This window comes from Gordonia sp. NPDC003376 (assembly GCF_053589235.1).
Map to the genome: position 1 here is coordinate 270,804 of NZ_JBSFRM010000001.1, position 17,430 is coordinate 288,233.

The 17,430-nt window shown below is 68.2% G+C and carries 12 protein-coding genes; 3 read left to right on the top strand and 9 right to left on the bottom strand.

Going from position 1 to position 17,430, the window contains the following annotated elements:
* Window positions 1-165: 165 nt before the first annotated feature.
* A complete protein-coding gene (gene ku / locus ACWDUA_RS01165; RefSeq protein WP_449749171.1) occupies window positions 166-1,116 on the bottom strand; it encodes a non-homologous end joining protein Ku in 951 nt (316 codons plus the stop codon).
* 52 nt (window positions 1,117-1,168) lie between these two features.
* Here ku and ACWDUA_RS01170 point away from each other — a divergent pair, with 52 nt between their 5' ends.
* The 3 genes from ACWDUA_RS01170 (at window position 1,169) to ACWDUA_RS01180 (ending at window position 5,221) form a co-directional block, all read left to right on the top strand.
* The gene (locus tag ACWDUA_RS01170; protein WP_449749172.1) at window positions 1,169-3,559 is read left to right on the top strand and encodes an ATP-dependent DNA ligase; all 2,391 of its coding nucleotides are present in this window, start codon (window positions 1,169-1,171) and stop codon (window positions 3,557-3,559) included.
* Window positions 3,560-3,627: 68 nt separating this feature from the next.
* Entirely contained in the window at window positions 3,628-4,404 is a 777-nt protein-coding gene (locus ACWDUA_RS01175; protein WP_449749173.1) for a dienelactone hydrolase family protein, read from the top strand.
* Between the two features lie 79 nt (window positions 4,405-4,483).
* Window positions 4,484-5,221 carry a metallophosphoesterase family protein gene (locus ACWDUA_RS01180; RefSeq protein WP_449749174.1) on the top strand — a complete coding sequence of 246 codons (738 nt, stop codon included), beginning with the start codon at window positions 4,484-4,486 and terminating at the stop codon, window positions 5,219-5,221.
* 22 nt (window positions 5,222-5,243) lie between these two features.
* Here ACWDUA_RS01180 and ACWDUA_RS01185 read toward each other — a convergent pair whose 3' ends face one another.
* The 8 genes from ACWDUA_RS01185 to ACWDUA_RS01220 all read right to left on the bottom strand — a co-directional run bounded on the left by ACWDUA_RS01185 (window position 5,244) and on the right by ACWDUA_RS01220 (window position 17,304).
* The gene (locus ACWDUA_RS01185) at window positions 5,244-8,036 is read right to left on the bottom strand and encodes a hypothetical protein (protein WP_449749175.1); all 2,793 of its coding nucleotides are present in this window, start codon (window positions 8,034-8,036) and stop codon (window positions 5,244-5,246) included.
* A 33-nt stretch (window positions 8,037-8,069) separates the two neighbouring features.
* Window positions 8,070-9,869, bottom strand: a complete 1,800-nt coding sequence (locus tag ACWDUA_RS01190) for an HSP90 family protein (protein ID WP_449749176.1) — start codon at window positions 9,867-9,869, stop codon at window positions 8,070-8,072.
* Between the two features lie 26 nt (window positions 9,870-9,895).
* Window positions 9,896-10,909, bottom strand: a complete 1,014-nt coding sequence (locus ACWDUA_RS01195) for a YdcF family protein (protein WP_449749177.1) — start codon at window positions 10,907-10,909, stop codon at window positions 9,896-9,898.
* A gap of 135 nt (window positions 10,910-11,044) precedes the next feature.
* Window positions 11,045-12,574: an NAD(P)(+) transhydrogenase (Re/Si-specific) subunit beta gene (locus ACWDUA_RS01200; RefSeq protein WP_449749386.1), complete on the bottom strand. Its 1,530-nt coding sequence runs from the start codon at window positions 12,572-12,574 to the stop codon at window positions 11,045-11,047.
* Between the two features lie 2 nt (window positions 12,575-12,576).
* On the bottom strand, window positions 12,577-12,894 hold the full coding sequence (locus tag ACWDUA_RS01205; protein ID WP_053776365.1) for an NAD(P) transhydrogenase subunit alpha: 318 nt from the start codon (window positions 12,892-12,894) through the stop codon (window positions 12,577-12,579).
* Between the two features lie 11 nt (window positions 12,895-12,905).
* Window positions 12,906-13,991, bottom strand: a complete 1,086-nt coding sequence (locus ACWDUA_RS01210) for an NAD(P) transhydrogenase subunit alpha (RefSeq protein ID WP_449749178.1) — start codon at window positions 13,989-13,991, stop codon at window positions 12,906-12,908.
* Window positions 13,992-14,393: 402 nt separating this feature from the next.
* Window positions 14,394-15,605 (bottom strand): PE-PPE domain-containing protein, encoded by a 1,212-nt coding sequence (locus ACWDUA_RS01215; RefSeq protein ID WP_449749179.1) that lies wholly within the window; start codon window positions 15,603-15,605, stop codon window positions 14,394-14,396.
* A 118-nt stretch (window positions 15,606-15,723) separates the two neighbouring features.
* Window positions 15,724-17,304, bottom strand: a complete 1,581-nt coding sequence (locus ACWDUA_RS01220) for a molybdopterin-dependent oxidoreductase (protein ID WP_449749180.1) — start codon at window positions 17,302-17,304, stop codon at window positions 15,724-15,726.
* Between the last annotated feature and the right edge of the window lie 126 nt (window positions 17,305-17,430).

Genomic DNA, 17,430 nt, shown 5'->3' on the forward strand with positions numbered 1-17,430 from the left:
ACGAAACCTCCGCCAGGCGACCTCGCCAACCCTCCCGCCTCAGAGCCGGCCACCACCCATCCCAGCCGCAGAGATTTCGACACGGGTCCTCGCCCTCCGGGGCTCGGTCCCGGCTCAATCAGCAACCGGCAACCTCCGCAGCCGACCTCGCCAACCCTCCACCGGTCAACTGGCGCGGCGGGTCGTCTTCTTCGCGGTGGTCTTCTTCGCGGTGGTCTTCTTGGCAGCCGTCGTCTTCTTTGCCGGGGCCTTCTTGGCAACCGCCTTCTTCGCGGGTGCCTTCTTCGCCGGGGCCTTGTCTGCGGTCTTGTCGGCAGCGGTCTCGTCGGACGATCCGCCGCGATCCTTCACCGATGCGCGCAAGGCGGCCAGCAGGTCGGCGACCTCGGAGTCCTCGTCGGCGCCCGCATCCTCGTCGACCTCCGGGAACGCCTCGCCGCCGGTGGCCTTCGCGTCGATGAGTTTGGCCAGTTCTTCCTGGTAGGTGTCGGAGAACTCGCTCGGATCGTAGTCCTGTGCCATCGATTCGATCAGCGACGACGCCATCGACAGCTCCTGCGGCCGGATCTCGACGTCCTCACCCAGGAAACCGAAGTCCGGGGCGCGCACCTCGTCGGGCCACAAGAGGGTTTGCAGAGTCATCACACCCGGCTCGATCACGCGTAGCGCGGCCATCCGGGTGCGGTTGCGCAGGGTGAACGACGCGATCGCCAGCCGGTCGGTCTCCTGCAGTGCCCGCGCCAGCAGCACATAGGCCTTCGGGGACTTCGACGACGGTTCCAGGTAATACGGCTTGTCGAAGCAGATCGGGTCGACCTGATCGGCCGGGACGAACTCCAGGATCGAGATCTCGGGGCTCTTCTGCACCGGGAGTGTGGACAGGTCGTCCTTGGTGAGCACCACGGTCTCACCACCGCTGGACTCGTAGGCGTTGGCGATGTCGGCGAAGTCGACCTCGGAGTCGGTGCCCTCCCGCACCCGCCGATAGCGGATGCGGGTGCCGTCGGCGGAGTCGACCTGATACGACTTGCGGTCGTGGCTTTCCGTCGCCGAGTACACCTTGACCGGCACATTCACCAGGCCAAAGCTCAGATCGCCCTTCCAGATCGAGCGCATGTGGGCCATTGTGCCATCACATCGACGCCCGCGGGCGTGGCACGCTTGAACCATGGCATCCGGACAGACCCTGGAGGTGGACGGTCACCGCATCACGGTGACCAACCTGGCCAAGGTCCTCTATCCCGAGACCGGGACCCGGAAATTCGACGTCATCGACTACTACACACGGGTCGCCGATGTGATGCTCCCGCACCTCGCGCAGCGGCTGATCACCCGCAAGCGCTGGCCCAACGGCGTGCAGAGCACACCCTTCTTCGAGAAGGCCGTCCCCGAGGGAATCCCGGACTGGGTGGCCCGGCACGGCGTCGAACACAGCAGCCGGATCATCGAGTACGTCGTCGCCGACTCGGCCGCCACCCTGGTGTGGCTCGCACAGATGGCCGCCCTGGAACTGCACACCCCGCAGTGGCGGCTGCCCACCGCCGACACCGAGTCCCTGGACAGGTTCGCCACCGAGGGGCCCAAGGCCAACCGTCTGGTCCTCGATCTCGATCCGGGACCGGGTGTGCCACTGCGCGAATGCGCCGAGGTGGCTCTCGCCATCCGCGACATGCTCGACCACGCCGGGCTCGCGTCGTATCCGGTGACCAGCGGCGGCAAGGGAATTCACGTGTACGCGCGGTTCCGCACCCCGGTGTCGTCGGATTCGGCCCGCACCGTGGCCAGACAGATCGCCACCACCCTGGCCCACACCCACCCCGACGCGATCACCGCAACCATGGCGAAAACCGAACGCCACCAGAAGATCTTCATCGACTGGAGTCAGAACAGCGCCGCCAAGACCACCCTTGCCCCCTACTCGCTCCGCGGCCGGACACAGCCCTGGGTGGCCGCCCCACGTACCTGGGACGAACTCGACGACCCCGATCTTCGGCAACTGCTCTACACCGAGGTACTCGAGCGCATCGACGAGATGGGTGACCTGCTCGACGGACTCGACGATCCCGATACCGAGGGGGACTCCGCGGACCCGGGATCACACGAGCCGCCCGCGGAGACCCCTTCCGGCCAGGTGATCAACCTGCGGGACTACCGACGCAAGCGCGACGCATCGGTCACCCCGGAACCGTTCGGCGACGACGCGATCCGCGAGCAACGTGCCGAGACCGCCGCCACCGGGACCGGGCCGATCTTCGTCATCCAGGAACACCGGGCGCGGCGGCTGCACTACGACTTCCGCCTCGAACGCGACGGTGTGCTGGTCAGCTGGGCGATCCCCAAGAACCTGCCCACCGATCCGGGCCAGAACCGCCTCGCCGTGCACACCGAGGACCACCCACTCGACTACGCCGACTTCGCCGGCGACATCCCGGCCGGCGAATACGGCGGCGGACATGTCGCGATCTGGGACCGCGGTACCTACGAGACCGAGAAGTGGCGCGACGACGAGGTCATCGTTAGGTTGCACGGCAACAGGATTCAGGGTCGCTACGCCCTGATCCGCACCGGCGAGAAGAACTGGCTGGCGCATCTGATGGCCGACGAGGCGCGCCCGATCCTGCCCGACAGCCTGCGCGATCCACGGCCGATGCTGGCCACCGACGAACCGATCGACGGGCTGTCGGAGAAGGATTGGGCCTTCGAGGGAAAGTGGGACGGCTACCGGATTCTGGTGCGATACGTCGGCGGCGAGTTCCGGCTGACGTCGCGGTCAGGACTCGACATGACCGCCGACTTTCCCGAACTGGCCTCCATCGCCGACGATCTCGGGTTGATCGACGCCGTACTCGACGGCGAGGTGGTGGCCCTCGACTCCACCGGCCGCACCAACTTCACCCTGCTCGCCGGGCGCAACAGCGCCACCGAACCGCTCACCCTCAAGCTGTATCTGTTCGACATCCTCTACCTGAACGGGACGTCGTTGCTACGCACACCGTGGGAGCAACGACGGGCACTGCTCGACGAGCTCGCGCCCGCATTTCGGCACTCCCGTCACGTCGAAGTCCCCCCACTGCTCGGCGGTGACGGCGCCGCGGCGATGGCCCACAGCCGCGAACACCACCTCGAGGGTGTCCTCGCCAAGCGCCGCACGTCGACCTACCAGCAGGGACGTCGCACCACCACCTGGCTCAAGCACAAGAACTGGAGTGACATCGAGGTGGTGATCGGCGGCTGGCGACCGGGCAACGGCAACCGCGCACACACCATCGGTTCCCTGCTCCTCGGACTGCCCGAGGAGACCGGTCTGCGCTACGTCGGACGCGTCGGCACCGGGTTCACCGACGCCGGACTGGCCGCACTCGCCGCCGAACTCGAACCACTGCGGATCTCGCGCTCTCCTTTCCTGGACAAGCTCGACCGTCCGGTCGCCGCGAACGCGATCTGGGTGCTGCCCAAGATCGTCGGCGAGGTGCAGTTCATGGACTGGACCTCCACCGGACATCTGCGGCACCCGAGCTGGCGCGGCATCCGCCGGGACAAACTGCCCGGTGACCTGTGATCATCAGTGCAATCCCCACGACCCTTGCGCATCGCTCGCCACCCCGACCAGAAAGAGGAGACCACCGGATGACCGACACCCGCGGTGCGACAATCACCGTCACCACCCCTGACGGAATCGCCGAAGCTTATCTGACACAACCCGTTTCGGACACCGACGATCCGGACGTCCCGCTGCCCGGTGTGCTGCTGATCATGGATGCGTTCGGCCTGCGGCCGCGGATCGAGAAGATGGCCGATCGCATCGCGTCGTGGGGATATGTGGTGCTCGCCCCCAACGTCTTCTACCGCGACGGTGACGCCGCAGCCACCTCACCGGCCGTCGAGTTCCTCGACGACGACTCGAGGGCAGCGTTCCTCGCCGAGGCGATGCCGCGTATCCGCCGGCTCACCCCCGACCTCGCGACCCCCGACCTCCGTGCCTACGTCGACGCCCTGCACGCCCGCCCGGAGGTGTCGTCCGGACCGATCGGGGTGACCGGCTACTGCATGGGCGGACGGTTGGCCCTGCTGGCCGGCGCCACCCTGCCCGACGATGTCGCCGCCATCGGGATGTTCCACACCGGCGGCCTGGTCACCGACACATCGGCCAGTCCCCACCTCTGGGTGCCCGACGTGCGCGGTGAGGTGCTCGCGGTGCACGCCGACCGCGACCGGTCCCTGCCGCCGGTTGCGATCGCCCAGTTCGAGCACGCACTGAGCTCCTCCGGGGTGACCCACCACGCGACGGTGTATCCGGGTGCTCGACACGGCTACACGATGTCCGACACCGCCGAGTACAACCACGACGCCACCGAACACCATTTCGCGGAGTTGCAGAAGCTGTTCCACCGAACCCTGCACTGAGGGATGCCGGGACACCCTCACCGTGCCCCGGCGTGCACCGACGACTAGCCTCAGGGAAGCCGAGACCGAGGGAGCCCGAGTGTTCGTCGTCGCCCACATCAGCGACCTGCATTTCAACGGGACGCGCTTCAACCGCGCCCGGATCGAGTCGGCGCTCGGCTACATCAATGCGCGTGCCGACGGCATCAACGCACTTCTGATCACCGGCGACATCGCCGACGAGGGCAGCCCGTCGGAGTACCGCGAGGCGCACGGGGTGATCGACAGTCCGCTGCCCACCCTGATCACCGTGGGGAACCACGACACCCGGGAGGGCTTCCGAGAGTTCGTACTCGGCGAACCCGGTTCGACACCGGTCAACTCCGCCCGGCTGATCGACGGCGTGCTGTTCCTCGTCGTCGACAGCTCGATCCCCGGGCGCAACGACGGATTCATCGACGCCGAGACCCTCACCTGGATGTCGACACAGATCACCGCGGCCGGTCCGGACACCCGAGTGCTGGTGGCCTTCCACCACCCACCGGTCGTGATCCAGATGACCTTCATGGACACCATCCGCCAGACCGGGGAAGACCGGCTGGCCGAACTCGTCGACCGGCACCCCAATATCGTCGGATTCCTGTGCGGTCATGCCCATTCGGCATGTGTGACCCGCTTCGCAGGCCGCCCGCTGTGCGTGGCGCCGGGCATCGCCTCCACCCTGAACCTGCCGTTCGAGGGTCAGGACATCGTCAACCGCGGTCAGCCACCGGGGATCGCCTTCCACATGCTCGAGGGCGATCGCCTGATCACACACTTCCGCTCGGTCATGTTCTGACCCGACCCGGCATCCGAGGAGTTCAGTCGGGCAGGTCGCCGATGAACGCCCGCATGTCGAGCAGCGTCGAGTCGTCCGGGGCGTAGGAGAGCCCCTCGGCGATCCGGGCGTGCGCGGCCTGCCGGTCGTCCTGCGAGTACTCCACCCAGGCCGCCGACGCGCAGGCCGCCACCACCAGCGGAATCCACCCGTTGTGCCGGGCGGCCTCGAGTGCAGCAGCCAGCAACACCCGCGCACCGTCGGGATCGGCGACCGCGCGGACCTCGGCGGCCGCGATGTCCACCTGCGCCCGGGTGTAGACGGTGTCCGGACCGTCCGGGAGCGCGGCCAGGAGCCGGCCGGCGCGGGCGAGGTGGTCCTCGGCGGAGGACACATCACGCAGGGTGTGTGACGCCATCGCGGCGCGACGCAGGGCGTCCACCGCATCGACCGGCGCCCCGATCCCCTCGAAGACGTCGGCGGCCGCAAGGTAGTCGCCGATCGCGGTCACCGCGTCGTCGACCGCATCGCGCTCGTCGGCCCGGAAACGCAGCAGCCGGGCCCTGTCGTCCTCGGGTGCATCCGGCGGCAGCGTCTCCAGCACCGAGGTCACCGTGGTCGCCGCCTCTGCGTGCAGCCCCGCCCGCGATTGGGCGGTGGCCATCACCCGCCTGCCGCGATCGGCGTGATAGTCGTCGCCGAGAGCCGTCATCCGGTCGGTGACCGGTCCCACGATACCGATCACCGACTGCGGGTCGTCGCCCCGCTCCACCATCACTCCCGCCAGGTCGAGCGCCACGCTGTCGGCGGTGTGGGCGAGCCCTTCCACCGTGAGCACCGCACGCGCATGCTCGGCATCATCGACCGCACCATCGAGATCACCTGCGGCAAGCCGGATCTCGTAACGGTGCATGAGTACCTCGGCACGCTGGACGTAACGGGAGTGGATCAGGGCCTCGTCCAGCAGCGGCTCCAGCCCGGCCGGATCACGCTGCTGCTGGTCGGCCGACGCGAGCCGCAATGCCTCGACCAGTTCGGCGCGGGCCTCCATCCGCTGATCCGGACCCGTCGCCGATGCCACGGCCCGGCGCGCGGCCGACACCGCGGCATCGGCGTCGTCGGCGAATTCGAGATCCTGTGCCCCACGCAGATTGGCGCGGGCACGATGCATCGTGGCCTTGAGCATCCAGGAGTCGGCCACCGGTGAGCCGACACCCTCACGCAATCGGACGGCGGCGTCGGGGTGCGCGAGGACGGCCAGTCCCCGGTCGAGGGTCGCGGTCGCCGCCGACGGGTCGGCTCCCGAGATCAGCATGGCCCGGATGTTCCAGATGTTCGCCTGCCGTTCGGGTTCCCAGCCCGGATCGGGGACGAGGTCGGCCGACGGCGCGGAGAACCCGGCCGTCAGATCGACCTCGAGGGCGTCGGCGAGCAACCGCGACTGCATCGCCCAGTGCGGCCGACCGATCGCCGACGCCCGATCCGCGGCCGCCCGCAGTTCGACGACGGCCAGGTCGGGGTCGGTACGTCGACGGTCCCAGGCCAGCGCCTGGTCGGCCCGGCCCCGCTCCACCTCGGAGAGTTCGGAAACCTTGTCCCGCAACAGGTCCGCACACTCCTCGGCCCGACGATCGGAGACCGCCCGAAAGGCGAACATCCCCGACAGCAGGCCGGCGGCATCCCGCCGCGTCACCGGCACCACCTCGGCCTCCTGGCCGCCACCGCCCCGTACGGCCAGCAGCCACTCGGTGCGGTCGGAGACGACGGTGTTCTGATTGCGGATGTCGAACCGCTGCGCCAGATCACGGGCGCGCGCAGCGAATTCGTCGGCGAGCTCGCCGACCGGCCGAACCCGGGCCGGTTGCGACGGTGAAACACGTTGCGCCACAACTGTATCTGGATCGACACTGGCCACCGACGCGAACACCGCACCGATCGCGGTCGCCTGCTGCAACTCGGTCATCGGACTGAACGCCTCGTCGATCCGGTCGAGATGACGCAGGACCAGCTGATGTGCGGTGGAGAGTTCGTCGACCTGCAGCAGACCGATCAGCGACTCGGCGGCCCGGCCCATCATCGAGGGCTCACGCCACACCCGGTCGACCGCATGGACCGCGGCGATGACGTCGTCGCGGCGCCCGGCACGCACATAGGGTCCGATCAGCGGATACGACGGTTCGGCCGGGAAGAACCCACATCGGTTCCCGGTGTCGACGAGCCCACCCTCACCCAGCGAGATGGCATCACCGTCCCGCCCCGCCTCGGCATAGAGCCGCGTGAGTCCCGCCTCCAGCCAGTCGGCACACCATCCGGGCGGCGGCGGCGTACCCACGATCGGTTCCATGATGTCCACGGCCCGTCCGGGATCGCCCTGGTGCAACGCGATCTCGGCCTCGACGTATGCCTCGACCGCCGAGGTGGGGTAGCCCGCTACGGTGGCCCGTGAGGTCCAGTCGGCGACCAGCGCCCGGATCTGGTCGAAGCCCATCGCCGGCAGATCGACCGCAGTCATCACCACGTCGGCGAGCATGACGAACACCTCGTACATCTCGTTCTCGCGCAGCCCCAGTTCGGCTCCGCGAGTGTCGAGATCGGCCAGCATCCAGGCGACGAGGGTCAGCTGGTCCACCGACGGCCCCCACGAGGACACCGACATCGCCGCGTCGAGCCGGGCGGTGAACATCACCCGGCGGTCCCCGAGCGCATCGGCCCGGGCGATCAACGACGGATACGGCGTGAAGTCGTGCTGTCCGAGCCCGGCATGCCCGTAGCGGGCCTCCCACAGGTCGCGCCGCAACCGCTCGAGCTCGTCATCACTCCTGGACGGACCGATCATTCCCACCTCTCACCCATGCCACATGTCAACTCGTCACGGATCCGACCGTGGCGATGGCGGATTCGCCACATCGATGCTTCGTGCCGCGAGATCGGCGAGGATTCCGAGCGCTTCGTCGACCTCGGCGGCCACCACCCCGCTGACCGGGCGGCGCGTGCGGATGGCGGCCTGGCCGTAGACGGTCCGCAGCACCGCACCACGCACCAGTTCGTCGTGGATCCCGTTGAGCCGCTGAATCAGCGGGTTGGTGGTGTTAAGCACCAGGGTGGGCCGTCCGTCCACCGGCTCGGTGTCGGAGACCAGACCCGCCAATGCCGAGAGCCAGGCATCGGGCTTGCCCTCGACATTGGCCAGCAGCTGTTCACGATCGCGGTCGAGTTGTGCAGAGTCGTCGGTGATCAGCACGGCGGCAACCGATTCCGGTTCGAATGCGCCGGTCTCGGCGCGGCAGTCGAAGCGCAGCAGGGCGCGCCGCGCGGCATCGAGCAGCACCGCATAGGTGTCGGCATCGCCGGCGGAGGCCGTCCCGATCTGGCCGAGGAGGTACTGCTGGGTGACAGACTCACAGCTGATGTCGGGGTCCGCGTGGACGAGTTCTCGGATGACGCCGGCCTCGAAGGCATGACCGGCATTGATCAGTCCCACCCCGCGATGGGTCAGGATGTCGGCGAGCACGCGGAAGTCGTCGACACTCGAGGTGTATCGCAGAGTGCCGAAGCGGGCACGGAACGCCGACAACGACATCGGACCCACGTTGGTCTCGTACCGGCAGTGCCGGTCGACGAAGCGGAGCAGTTCCGGTGTCCGGTGGGCGATCGCCTTGACCCCCAGTTCGTGGACGGCCAGGAAACGTTCACGGGCCGAGGCGTGATCGCCGAGCCGGACCAGCCAGTCGCGCACCTGACCGGCCAGGCCGTCACGGACCTCGGCGAACAGTTCGTCGCGGACCAGCCCTTCCCGGGATGCGGTGAGCGCCAAGCCCTGTGCGTCGATCACCACCCGCACGAAGTAGGCCCAGTCGGGCAACAGGTCGGCGACGTCACCGACCAGCAGTCCCTTGACATAGCAGCGGTGGCCGGCCCGTTGCGTCGGATCCGACGCCGACGGCCGCACATACGCCACCCCGCGTAGTCCCGCCTGCGGCACGGCGAGCTCGAAGGTCTCGAGAGGGGTGAACCCGAATTCGTCCTGACAGAACGCGATTCGCCGTGCGGCCCGTTCACCCGCGTTGAGGCCGACGCCGAACGGGTCGGCCACCGGGGTGATCGGCTCGCCGTTCACCCGGATCGGGGTGCGACGCAGGCCGATGTAGTCGGTGACCAATCGTCGCACTCGATGAGGGTGCAGCCATTTCTCGCTGCCATGGCGGGCGCGCAGCCGGATGGTGGTGCCGGGCTCGGCGCGGGTGCCGTCGGTCACCGTGAACCGGCCCGCCACCGAACCCGCCCAGCCCACCGGCTCCCCGTCGGGCGTGCGGGAGTCCACGTCGACGGCGTCGGCGACGAGGAAGGCACTGAGCAATCCGACCCCGAACTGCCCGATGGTGTCGTCGTCGGCGAACCCGAGGTCGTCACGTTTGGAGCTGCGGCCGATGGTGCCGAGCAGGTCGGCGATCACCGACCGCGACATCCCGCAACCGTGATCGTCGATGCGGAACTCCACACCGTCTGTCTCGATGGCGATCTCGGCGTCGGCGGTACCGGCGACGGTGTGGGCGTCGAGGGCGTTTTGCACCAATTCACGAACGTAGACACCCGGATTCGAGTACAGGTTGGTGCCGAGCACGTCGATCAGTGAGCGCATGTCGACGTCGTAGGCGCCAGGTGAGCTCATGGCGGTCATCCTACGGTGAGCAGGGTTCAGCCTCCGGAAGACCCTCCATTGCGCAACTGTTCGAGTACCTTGCCACCGATCTCGCCGAGCAGCCCGGGACCGACATCGGGGAGCTCGTCGGTGGACAGCAGTGGTTTACGGGAGGCGGGCAGTCCGGCGGTGCGGGTGGCCTCCACCCGGATTCCGGTCTGCTTGTCCTTGGCCAACGGGGTGGCGTACTTCGCCAGATCCGTGGGAGTGGTGACGGTGCTCACCACTTTCAGCCCGGTGGACCCGAAATCTGCTGCTGCCCTCCGGATGTGGTTCGGTGAGGTGACGAGCACGATGTCGGTGACGCCGCGGGGCCGCAGGATCGGGACGGTGTTCTGCGCATTCGACACGGTGGAGACCGACTGTTCCTCGGTGAGAATCCGCGACGCGTCGACACCCCGACGGATCAACCAGGCGCGCATCGCGCCGGCCTCGGTCACCCCGTTCTGCGGTTTTCCGCCGGTGACGACGATCGGCGCCGACCGCAGCATCTGCGCCTGCGTAAGCCCGGCCTCGAGGCGTTTGACCAGTTCAGGGGCCATCTCGCCCTGAGGACTCAACCCGAATCCGAGAATGACGATGGCCGGGTTGCCGGCCACCTGCTGCGGTTCGGAGGCGGGCACGATCGCCGCGGCGGTCCGCACCGCCTCGGTGACCGTTCGCGCCGTGCCGGCCAGCAGCGGATTGACCACGGTCAGCCGGTCGAGGGCACCGGCCGCGGTGCTCGCATCGTCGACCTGATCACTCCAGATCGCCTGCAGGGCCAGCGATTGCCCGTCGGCCGGCGACAGTGTGACCGCCTGCCGCAAGGCCGCCAGTCCGCCGGTCACGTCACCGGAACCGAACTTCTGCTGGGCGTCGTTGTAGAGCGTCGCCGGATCGGTGGACACGGCCACGGTCGTCACCCTCGGATGCTCCCCGACGGGGATCGAACCCACCGCGGCACCGGTCACGGCCGACGCCACGATCACACCGGCGGCGACATAACGAAATCGCTTCACTCTGGTCACACCAGTCACTGGCGTAACAGTAGTTGTCTTCGGCAACAGTCAGGCACGTATCCGATGACGGTCCGATAACGCCGAACGCCCCGAGGCCAGGGCCCCAGGGCGTTCGGAGGGTGCGTACCGCTACCGGAGCCGGTACTACAGCGCCTTCAGTTCTTCGATCACCGCGTCGACGGACTTCTTCGCGTCGCCGAACAGCATCGACGTCTGATCGAGGTAGAACAGCGGGTTCTCGATACCCGCGTACCCCGAGCTCATACCGCGCTTGAGCACGATCACCGAGCGGGCCTGGTCGACGTTGAGGATCGGCATGCCATGGATCGGACTGCTCGGATCGTTCCGCGCGGCCGGATTGGTCACGTCGTTGGCGCCGATCACGATGGCGACATCGGTGCGGTTGAACTCACCGTTGATGTCGTCCATCTCCTTCATCGCGTCATACGGCACGTCCGCCTCGGCGAGCAGCACGTTCATGTGCCCGGGCATACGGCCGGCGACCGGATGGATCGCATACTTGACCTCGACGCCCTTGCTCTCGAGCAGACTCGCCATCTCCTTGACCGCGTGCTGCGCCTGCGCCACCGCGAGACCGTAACCCGGCACCACGATGACCTGGTTGGCATACGCCATCTGGATCGCGGCGTCGGCGGGAGAGGTGGCCTTGACGGTGCCGCCGGCGCCGCCGACCGCACCCGCACCACCCTCGTCGCCACCACCGAAGGCACCGAACACGATGGCCGGGATCGACCGGTTCATCGCCTTGGCCATCAGGTTGGTCAGGATCGAACCCGACGCGCCGACGATCATGCCGGCCACGATCATCGCGGTGTTGTTCAGCGCGATACCGGCGGCCGCCGCGGACAGACCGGTCAGAGCGTTCAGCAGCGAGATGACGACGGGCATGTCCGCGCCACCGATCGGGAACACCACGAACAGACCCATCACGCCGGAGGCGATGAGCAGGCCGACGATCCACCACACACTCGCGCCGCCGCCGTTGGAGGCGTCGACCGCGAGGAAGATCGCGATGGCCAGCGAGATCACCATCAGCACGATATTGGCGAGCTGGAAACTCTTGGCCGCCTTGACCAGCGACTTCTCCAGGTTCTTGTTCAGCAGTTCCTGCAGCTTCGCGAACGCGACCAGCGAACCCCAGAACGACACCGAACCGATGATCGCGGCGATCAGCGAACCCGCCACCACCGGACCGGCCGGGGTGTCACGGAAGTGATGGAATCCGTCGGTCTCGATGAACTCCGCCCACGCGATCAGCGCGACGGTGCCGCCACCGACGCCGTTGAACAGCGCCACCAGCTGCGGCATGGCGGTCATCTTGGTCTTGAGTGCCGGCGGGATACCCAGGGCCACACCGACGATCAGACCGACGGCGATGAGCACCCAGTTGATGGTCGGCGTCGACGCATGCGATCCGGCCGGGCCACCCAGCTCACCGTTGCGGATCGGGACGTTCAGCAGGGTGGCGATGATCGCGATGATCATGCCGATCGCGGCGATCCAGTTGCCGCGCACCGCGGTCTTGGGGCCGGTCAGACCCATCAGACCGTAGATGAACAGACCGAACGCCAGGATGTAGAGCCCGGACACCAGGTAGCTCCAGCTCGACGGAGCGGTCTGGGTGGGGACGATGAAGACGTTGAAGATGTCGATGTTCACTTGTCACCGTCCTTCTTCGGTTCCGGACGGCTCTTGAACATGCCCAGCATGCGGTCGGTGACGAGGAAGCCGCCGACCACGTTGAGCGTTCCGAAGACCAGGGCGACGAACGAGATCAGGTACACGCCCCAGCCCGCGTTCGGCGGCAGCGAACCGATGACGGCGATGGCACCGAGCACCACGATGCCGTGGATGGCGTTCGTCCCCGACATCAGCGGGGTGTGCAAGGTGTTGGGGACCTTGGAGATCACCGCGAAGCCGACGAAGCCGGCGAGCACGAGGATCGCGATGTTGGCCAACAGGCCGGTATACATTCCGGTGACCATCAGGCCGACACCTCCGAATCGCGGGTGACGCAGGCGGATGCGACCACCTCGTCGGTGAAGTCCGGCACCAGCGCACCGTTGTCGTCGAGCATCAGATCGATCAGCGCGAACAGGTTCTTCGAGTACAGCTCGGAGGCGTGCTCGGGCATCGTGGCAGGCAGATTCAGCGGCGAGGTGATCGTCACGTCATGGCGGACGACGGTCTGGCCCGGTTCGGTCAGCTCGCAGTTGCCGCCGGTCTCCCCGGCCAGATCGACCACGACACTGCCCGGCTTCATCCCCTCGACCGCGGCGGCCGTCACCAGCCGTGGCGCCGGACGACCCGGCACCAACGCGGTGGTGATCACCACGTCGAAGCCCTTGATGGCCTCCTCCAGCGCCTGCTGCTGCTGGGCACGCTCGGCCTCGGTCAGCTCACGCGCATAACCGCCCTCACCGGCGGCGTCGATACCCAGATCCAGCCACTGCGCACCCACCGATCGCACCTGCTCGGCGACCTCGGGGCGCACGTCGTAGCCGGTGGTACGCCCACCCAGACGCTTCGCCGTGGCCAGGGCCTGCAGACCCGCCACACCCACGCCGAGCACCAGCACCGTCGCCGGCTTCACCGTGCCTGCCGCGGTGGTCAGCATCGGGAAGAACCGCGTCGACAGATCCGCCGCCACGACCACCGACTTGTAGCCCGACACGTTGGCCTGCGAACTCAGCGCGTCCATCACCTGGGCACGTGAGATACGCGGAATGGCCTCGACGGCATACGCCTCGACGCCTGCGGCCTTCAACGCACCGATCTTGTTGTCGGAGTTGCGTGGCGCGAGGAAGCCGATCAACTTCTGCCCACTGTGCAACCGCCCGATCTCGGCATCCGACGGCGGCGACACCCGCAGCACCACTTCGGCGCCGTACGGATCGCCGATCGTCGCGCCCGCGTCGACGAAGTCCTGGTCCGGGATCAATGCCCCCAGACCGGCTCCCTCCTCGACGATCACGGGCACCTTCTTGCCCACCAACGAGGCGACCACCTTCGGGACGAGCGCAACACGGCGCTCCCCCGGGGCCGTCTCGCGAACGACACCCACACTCATTTCTTGTTGTCTCTCACTTAGTCGGTTTTGTCGGCAGTGGCGAGCGGCCCGGTCGGGTCGCGCTTCGGCCTTTCGACGAGGATGCGCCGGGCACGACGCGGTCGACCGCCGGCCCGACATTGAGGAAAAACGTCCGACGAACATAACATGCAGACATCCGCCGGAGATCACTCAGTCGGTTTGGTCACTTTAGTCTTGACTTACCCACCGGTAGGCCTCGGAGACCCGTTCACCTCGACGTCACCGAATCGGCCCGGACCTCGCGTTATCGGTGATGGATCCCCATCGAGTGCGGGGCGACGTGGGGGAGAGACCATCTCGCCGACCCCTCGGGCGGGGGGTCGGCGAGATGGGGTCGACGCGTCGGGGACGCCCGGTCGGCGGGTCGGTCGGGCGGCGTGCTCAGTCGGACGGGTCGGGGTCGGCGGCGCCCAGCGACACCCCGCGCGCGCCGACGGTGAGCGTGAACCCGGCAACGCTCACCGAGGCCCCGGATACGTCCTGACGCACCGTCGGCTGCGGGAGCGTGATGCGCGGAACCGGATTCTGGGTAGCGGTCGCCTGCCGCTCGTGGTCGACCGCATCGGGGTCGGTGACCGGCAGCTGCAGGCCCAGCGAGTGCGTCCACTGCTGCTGGATCTCCCGCGGAGTGGCGATCCGGCGTCCGGCGGCATCGTGCGCGGCCTCGCCGGGCACCGGCACCGGAACGAGTCGGTCGAGGGTGGCGTCGAAGTCCTTGGGGAGCCGGACTCCATTGCGCCGCAGCTCGACTCCCCAGGGGTTACCGGCGTCGAGCACCACATACGTGGTGCTGCCGACCGTCCAGGTCTTCTCCACGGGGTAGGTGTTGACCTGGTCGCCGAGTTTGCCGTGGATGGTCGCACCCGGGATCAGGTAGAAGGCCGTGGCGAACGGGTCGCCCAGCGGATTCCCCATGCCGCACACCGCATCCCCACGTACGCAGTACTGGATGACGGGGACGTCGCCGGTGGCGGACTCGTCACGCGGACCGTTGGTGTACAGGCCCGGGACCACACTCGGCAGCACGGACTCGATCCCGGTTTCCGGGAACCGGGTGTCGGCACCGGAGATCACGACCAGGTGGTCGTCGTCGATCGCGCCGGGGACGCCGTGTTCGGACTGCTGATGAAGCCGGTAGGCGGCGTTCATCGCCACCGGCGCGCTCTGCGAGTAGCCGTTGAGGATGATGGTGCCCGTGGAACCCTGTGCGGCCCAAGCCTGTCGGGCGTCGGCGAGTGCCTCCCGGGTGCCGTCGTCCACGGAATCGTTGTAGGTGCCCTCACCGAGCAGGTCGATCGTGCGGCCGAAGGCATGGAATCCGAATGCCTGCGGGTAGTGCACAAAGCGGACGCTGGGGCGGAAGGGGTCGTAGAAGCCGATCTCCACGGTGCGGCCGTATTGCGCGCCACCGACCGCCGAGCTGCCGCCGAGGATGTCGGCGCCCGTCACCGCGACCTCCTCGCCGGTTCCGGGGGTCAGGATCACCGTGGCATCGCGGCCCAGGTCCTTCGGCAGCCAGCCCGGTTGCGCACGCACCACGGGCCGGTCCGGTTCATCGGTGGCCGCACCCGCCGCCGGTGCCCACAAGGACACTGCGACACATGCCGCCGCGGCTGCCGTCGTGATCCGGCGCATGTCGCGCCGCCTGTCCGCAGATCGTCTTACCACAGACACTTGTTTAGCAAAACGGTCCTTCTTGCCGCGGGGCGGCTCACGTCACGGTGAACTGGCGTGAGTGCAGGCCGGTCGCACCGTCGGGCACCGGGTCGGCGATCTGCGAGGTCTGCACCCTCCCGTCCTTGCCCACCGCACGACACTCGACCCGGTGCACGCCGGGTGTCGCGGCCCAGTCGTATCGCCACAACCGCCAGGTGTCGTCGCTGTAGTCGGCGGCGAGTGTCGCCTCCTGCCACGGACCGTCGTCGACGCGGACCTGCACGGCCTCGATCCCGACATGCTGGCACCATGCCGTGCCCGCGACGACCACGTCACCGGCGGGCAGATCCCCCCTCGACGACGGCCGGTCGATGCGCGAGGCGATCTTGATCGGCCCGGTCGCCGACCACCCGCGGTCGGTCCAATAGGCGCGCGCCTTCGAGAACGTGGTCAGCTCCCAGTCGACGACCCATTTGGTGGCCGAGACATAACCGTAGAGGCCGGGAACCACCTGCCGCACCGGGTATCCGTGCTCGATCGGCAGCGGCTCGCCGTTCATCCCGATCGCCAACAGCGCGTCCCGGTTGTCGGTGACCGCCGAGACCGGGGTGCCGCAGGTCCAGCCGTCGGAGCTGGTCGAGAGGAGCATGGTGGCACCCGGCCGAACACCCGCGCGGTCGAGCAGGGCGGCCATCGGAACGCCCAGCCAGCGCGCATTGCCGATCAGGTCGCCGCCGACCTCGTTGGACACACAGGTCAGCGTCACCAGACGTTCGGTCATCGGCATCGCGACCAGTTCGTCCCAGTCGAGGGTGAACTCCTCGTCGACCATCCCGTGGACCCGCAGGCTCCACCCCTCGGTGGTCAGTCGCGGCACCTGCAGCGCGGTGTCGATGCGGTAGAAGTCGGCGTTGGCGGTGACGAAGCGGTTGGCACCCGGCACATGCAGGTTCGCATCGGCGGGCACCGGCGGTGCGGGCCGCGCCGGGGTCGGCAGCAGCACCCGGGCACGGTCGGCGACGGTGGCCGCGGCGTCCGCGAGCAGGGCCCGCCCGATGGCACCGACGGCGGCTGCAGCCGCCGCGATCGCCGCGGCGGTGAGGACGAATCGACGCGTGACCCCGGTTCCGGTCTCCTCTCCGGCGGCGTCGGGACCGGCAGAGCCTCCACGGTGACCGATCAGTCCGACGAGGATGCGCAGCACCACCACCCCCACGGTCGCGGCGGCGATCGAGGGCACCGCGAACGACGCCGTCGATCCGGGCCGGCCGAGCGCGGCGAGGACCCCGAGGAGGCCGAAGGCCGCGATCACCACCGAGCCCGCCGGTGGCCACCGGCGTTCGAGCAGACCGCAGCCGGCGGCGATCAGCGCGATGATCACCGCCATCCCGGTGAACAGGGCCACCTTGTCGGAGGTGCCGAAGGTGGTGATCGCCCATTCCCGCACGGCCGTCGGCGTGTGGTCGACGACGGTGGAACCGACGGCCAGGAACGGCGCCGCGTCGGGTGAGACCATCACCGCGACCAGTTCACCGGCCGCCAGCGCCGCACCCACCGCGATCAGTCCGGCGAACAGTGCGGCCGCCGTCGAACCACTGATCCCGGTGGGTGATGGACGGCCGGACGCGGGTGTCATGCCCCCTTGATACCCCTGCCGGGGCCGGCCGGACAGGTTCACCGGCCCGGGGGTCGATCGGATGCGTGACACGGGCACGCCTGCCCGTCGGGCGGACTGGAACAAGTTCTAGAACATGTTCTAGTT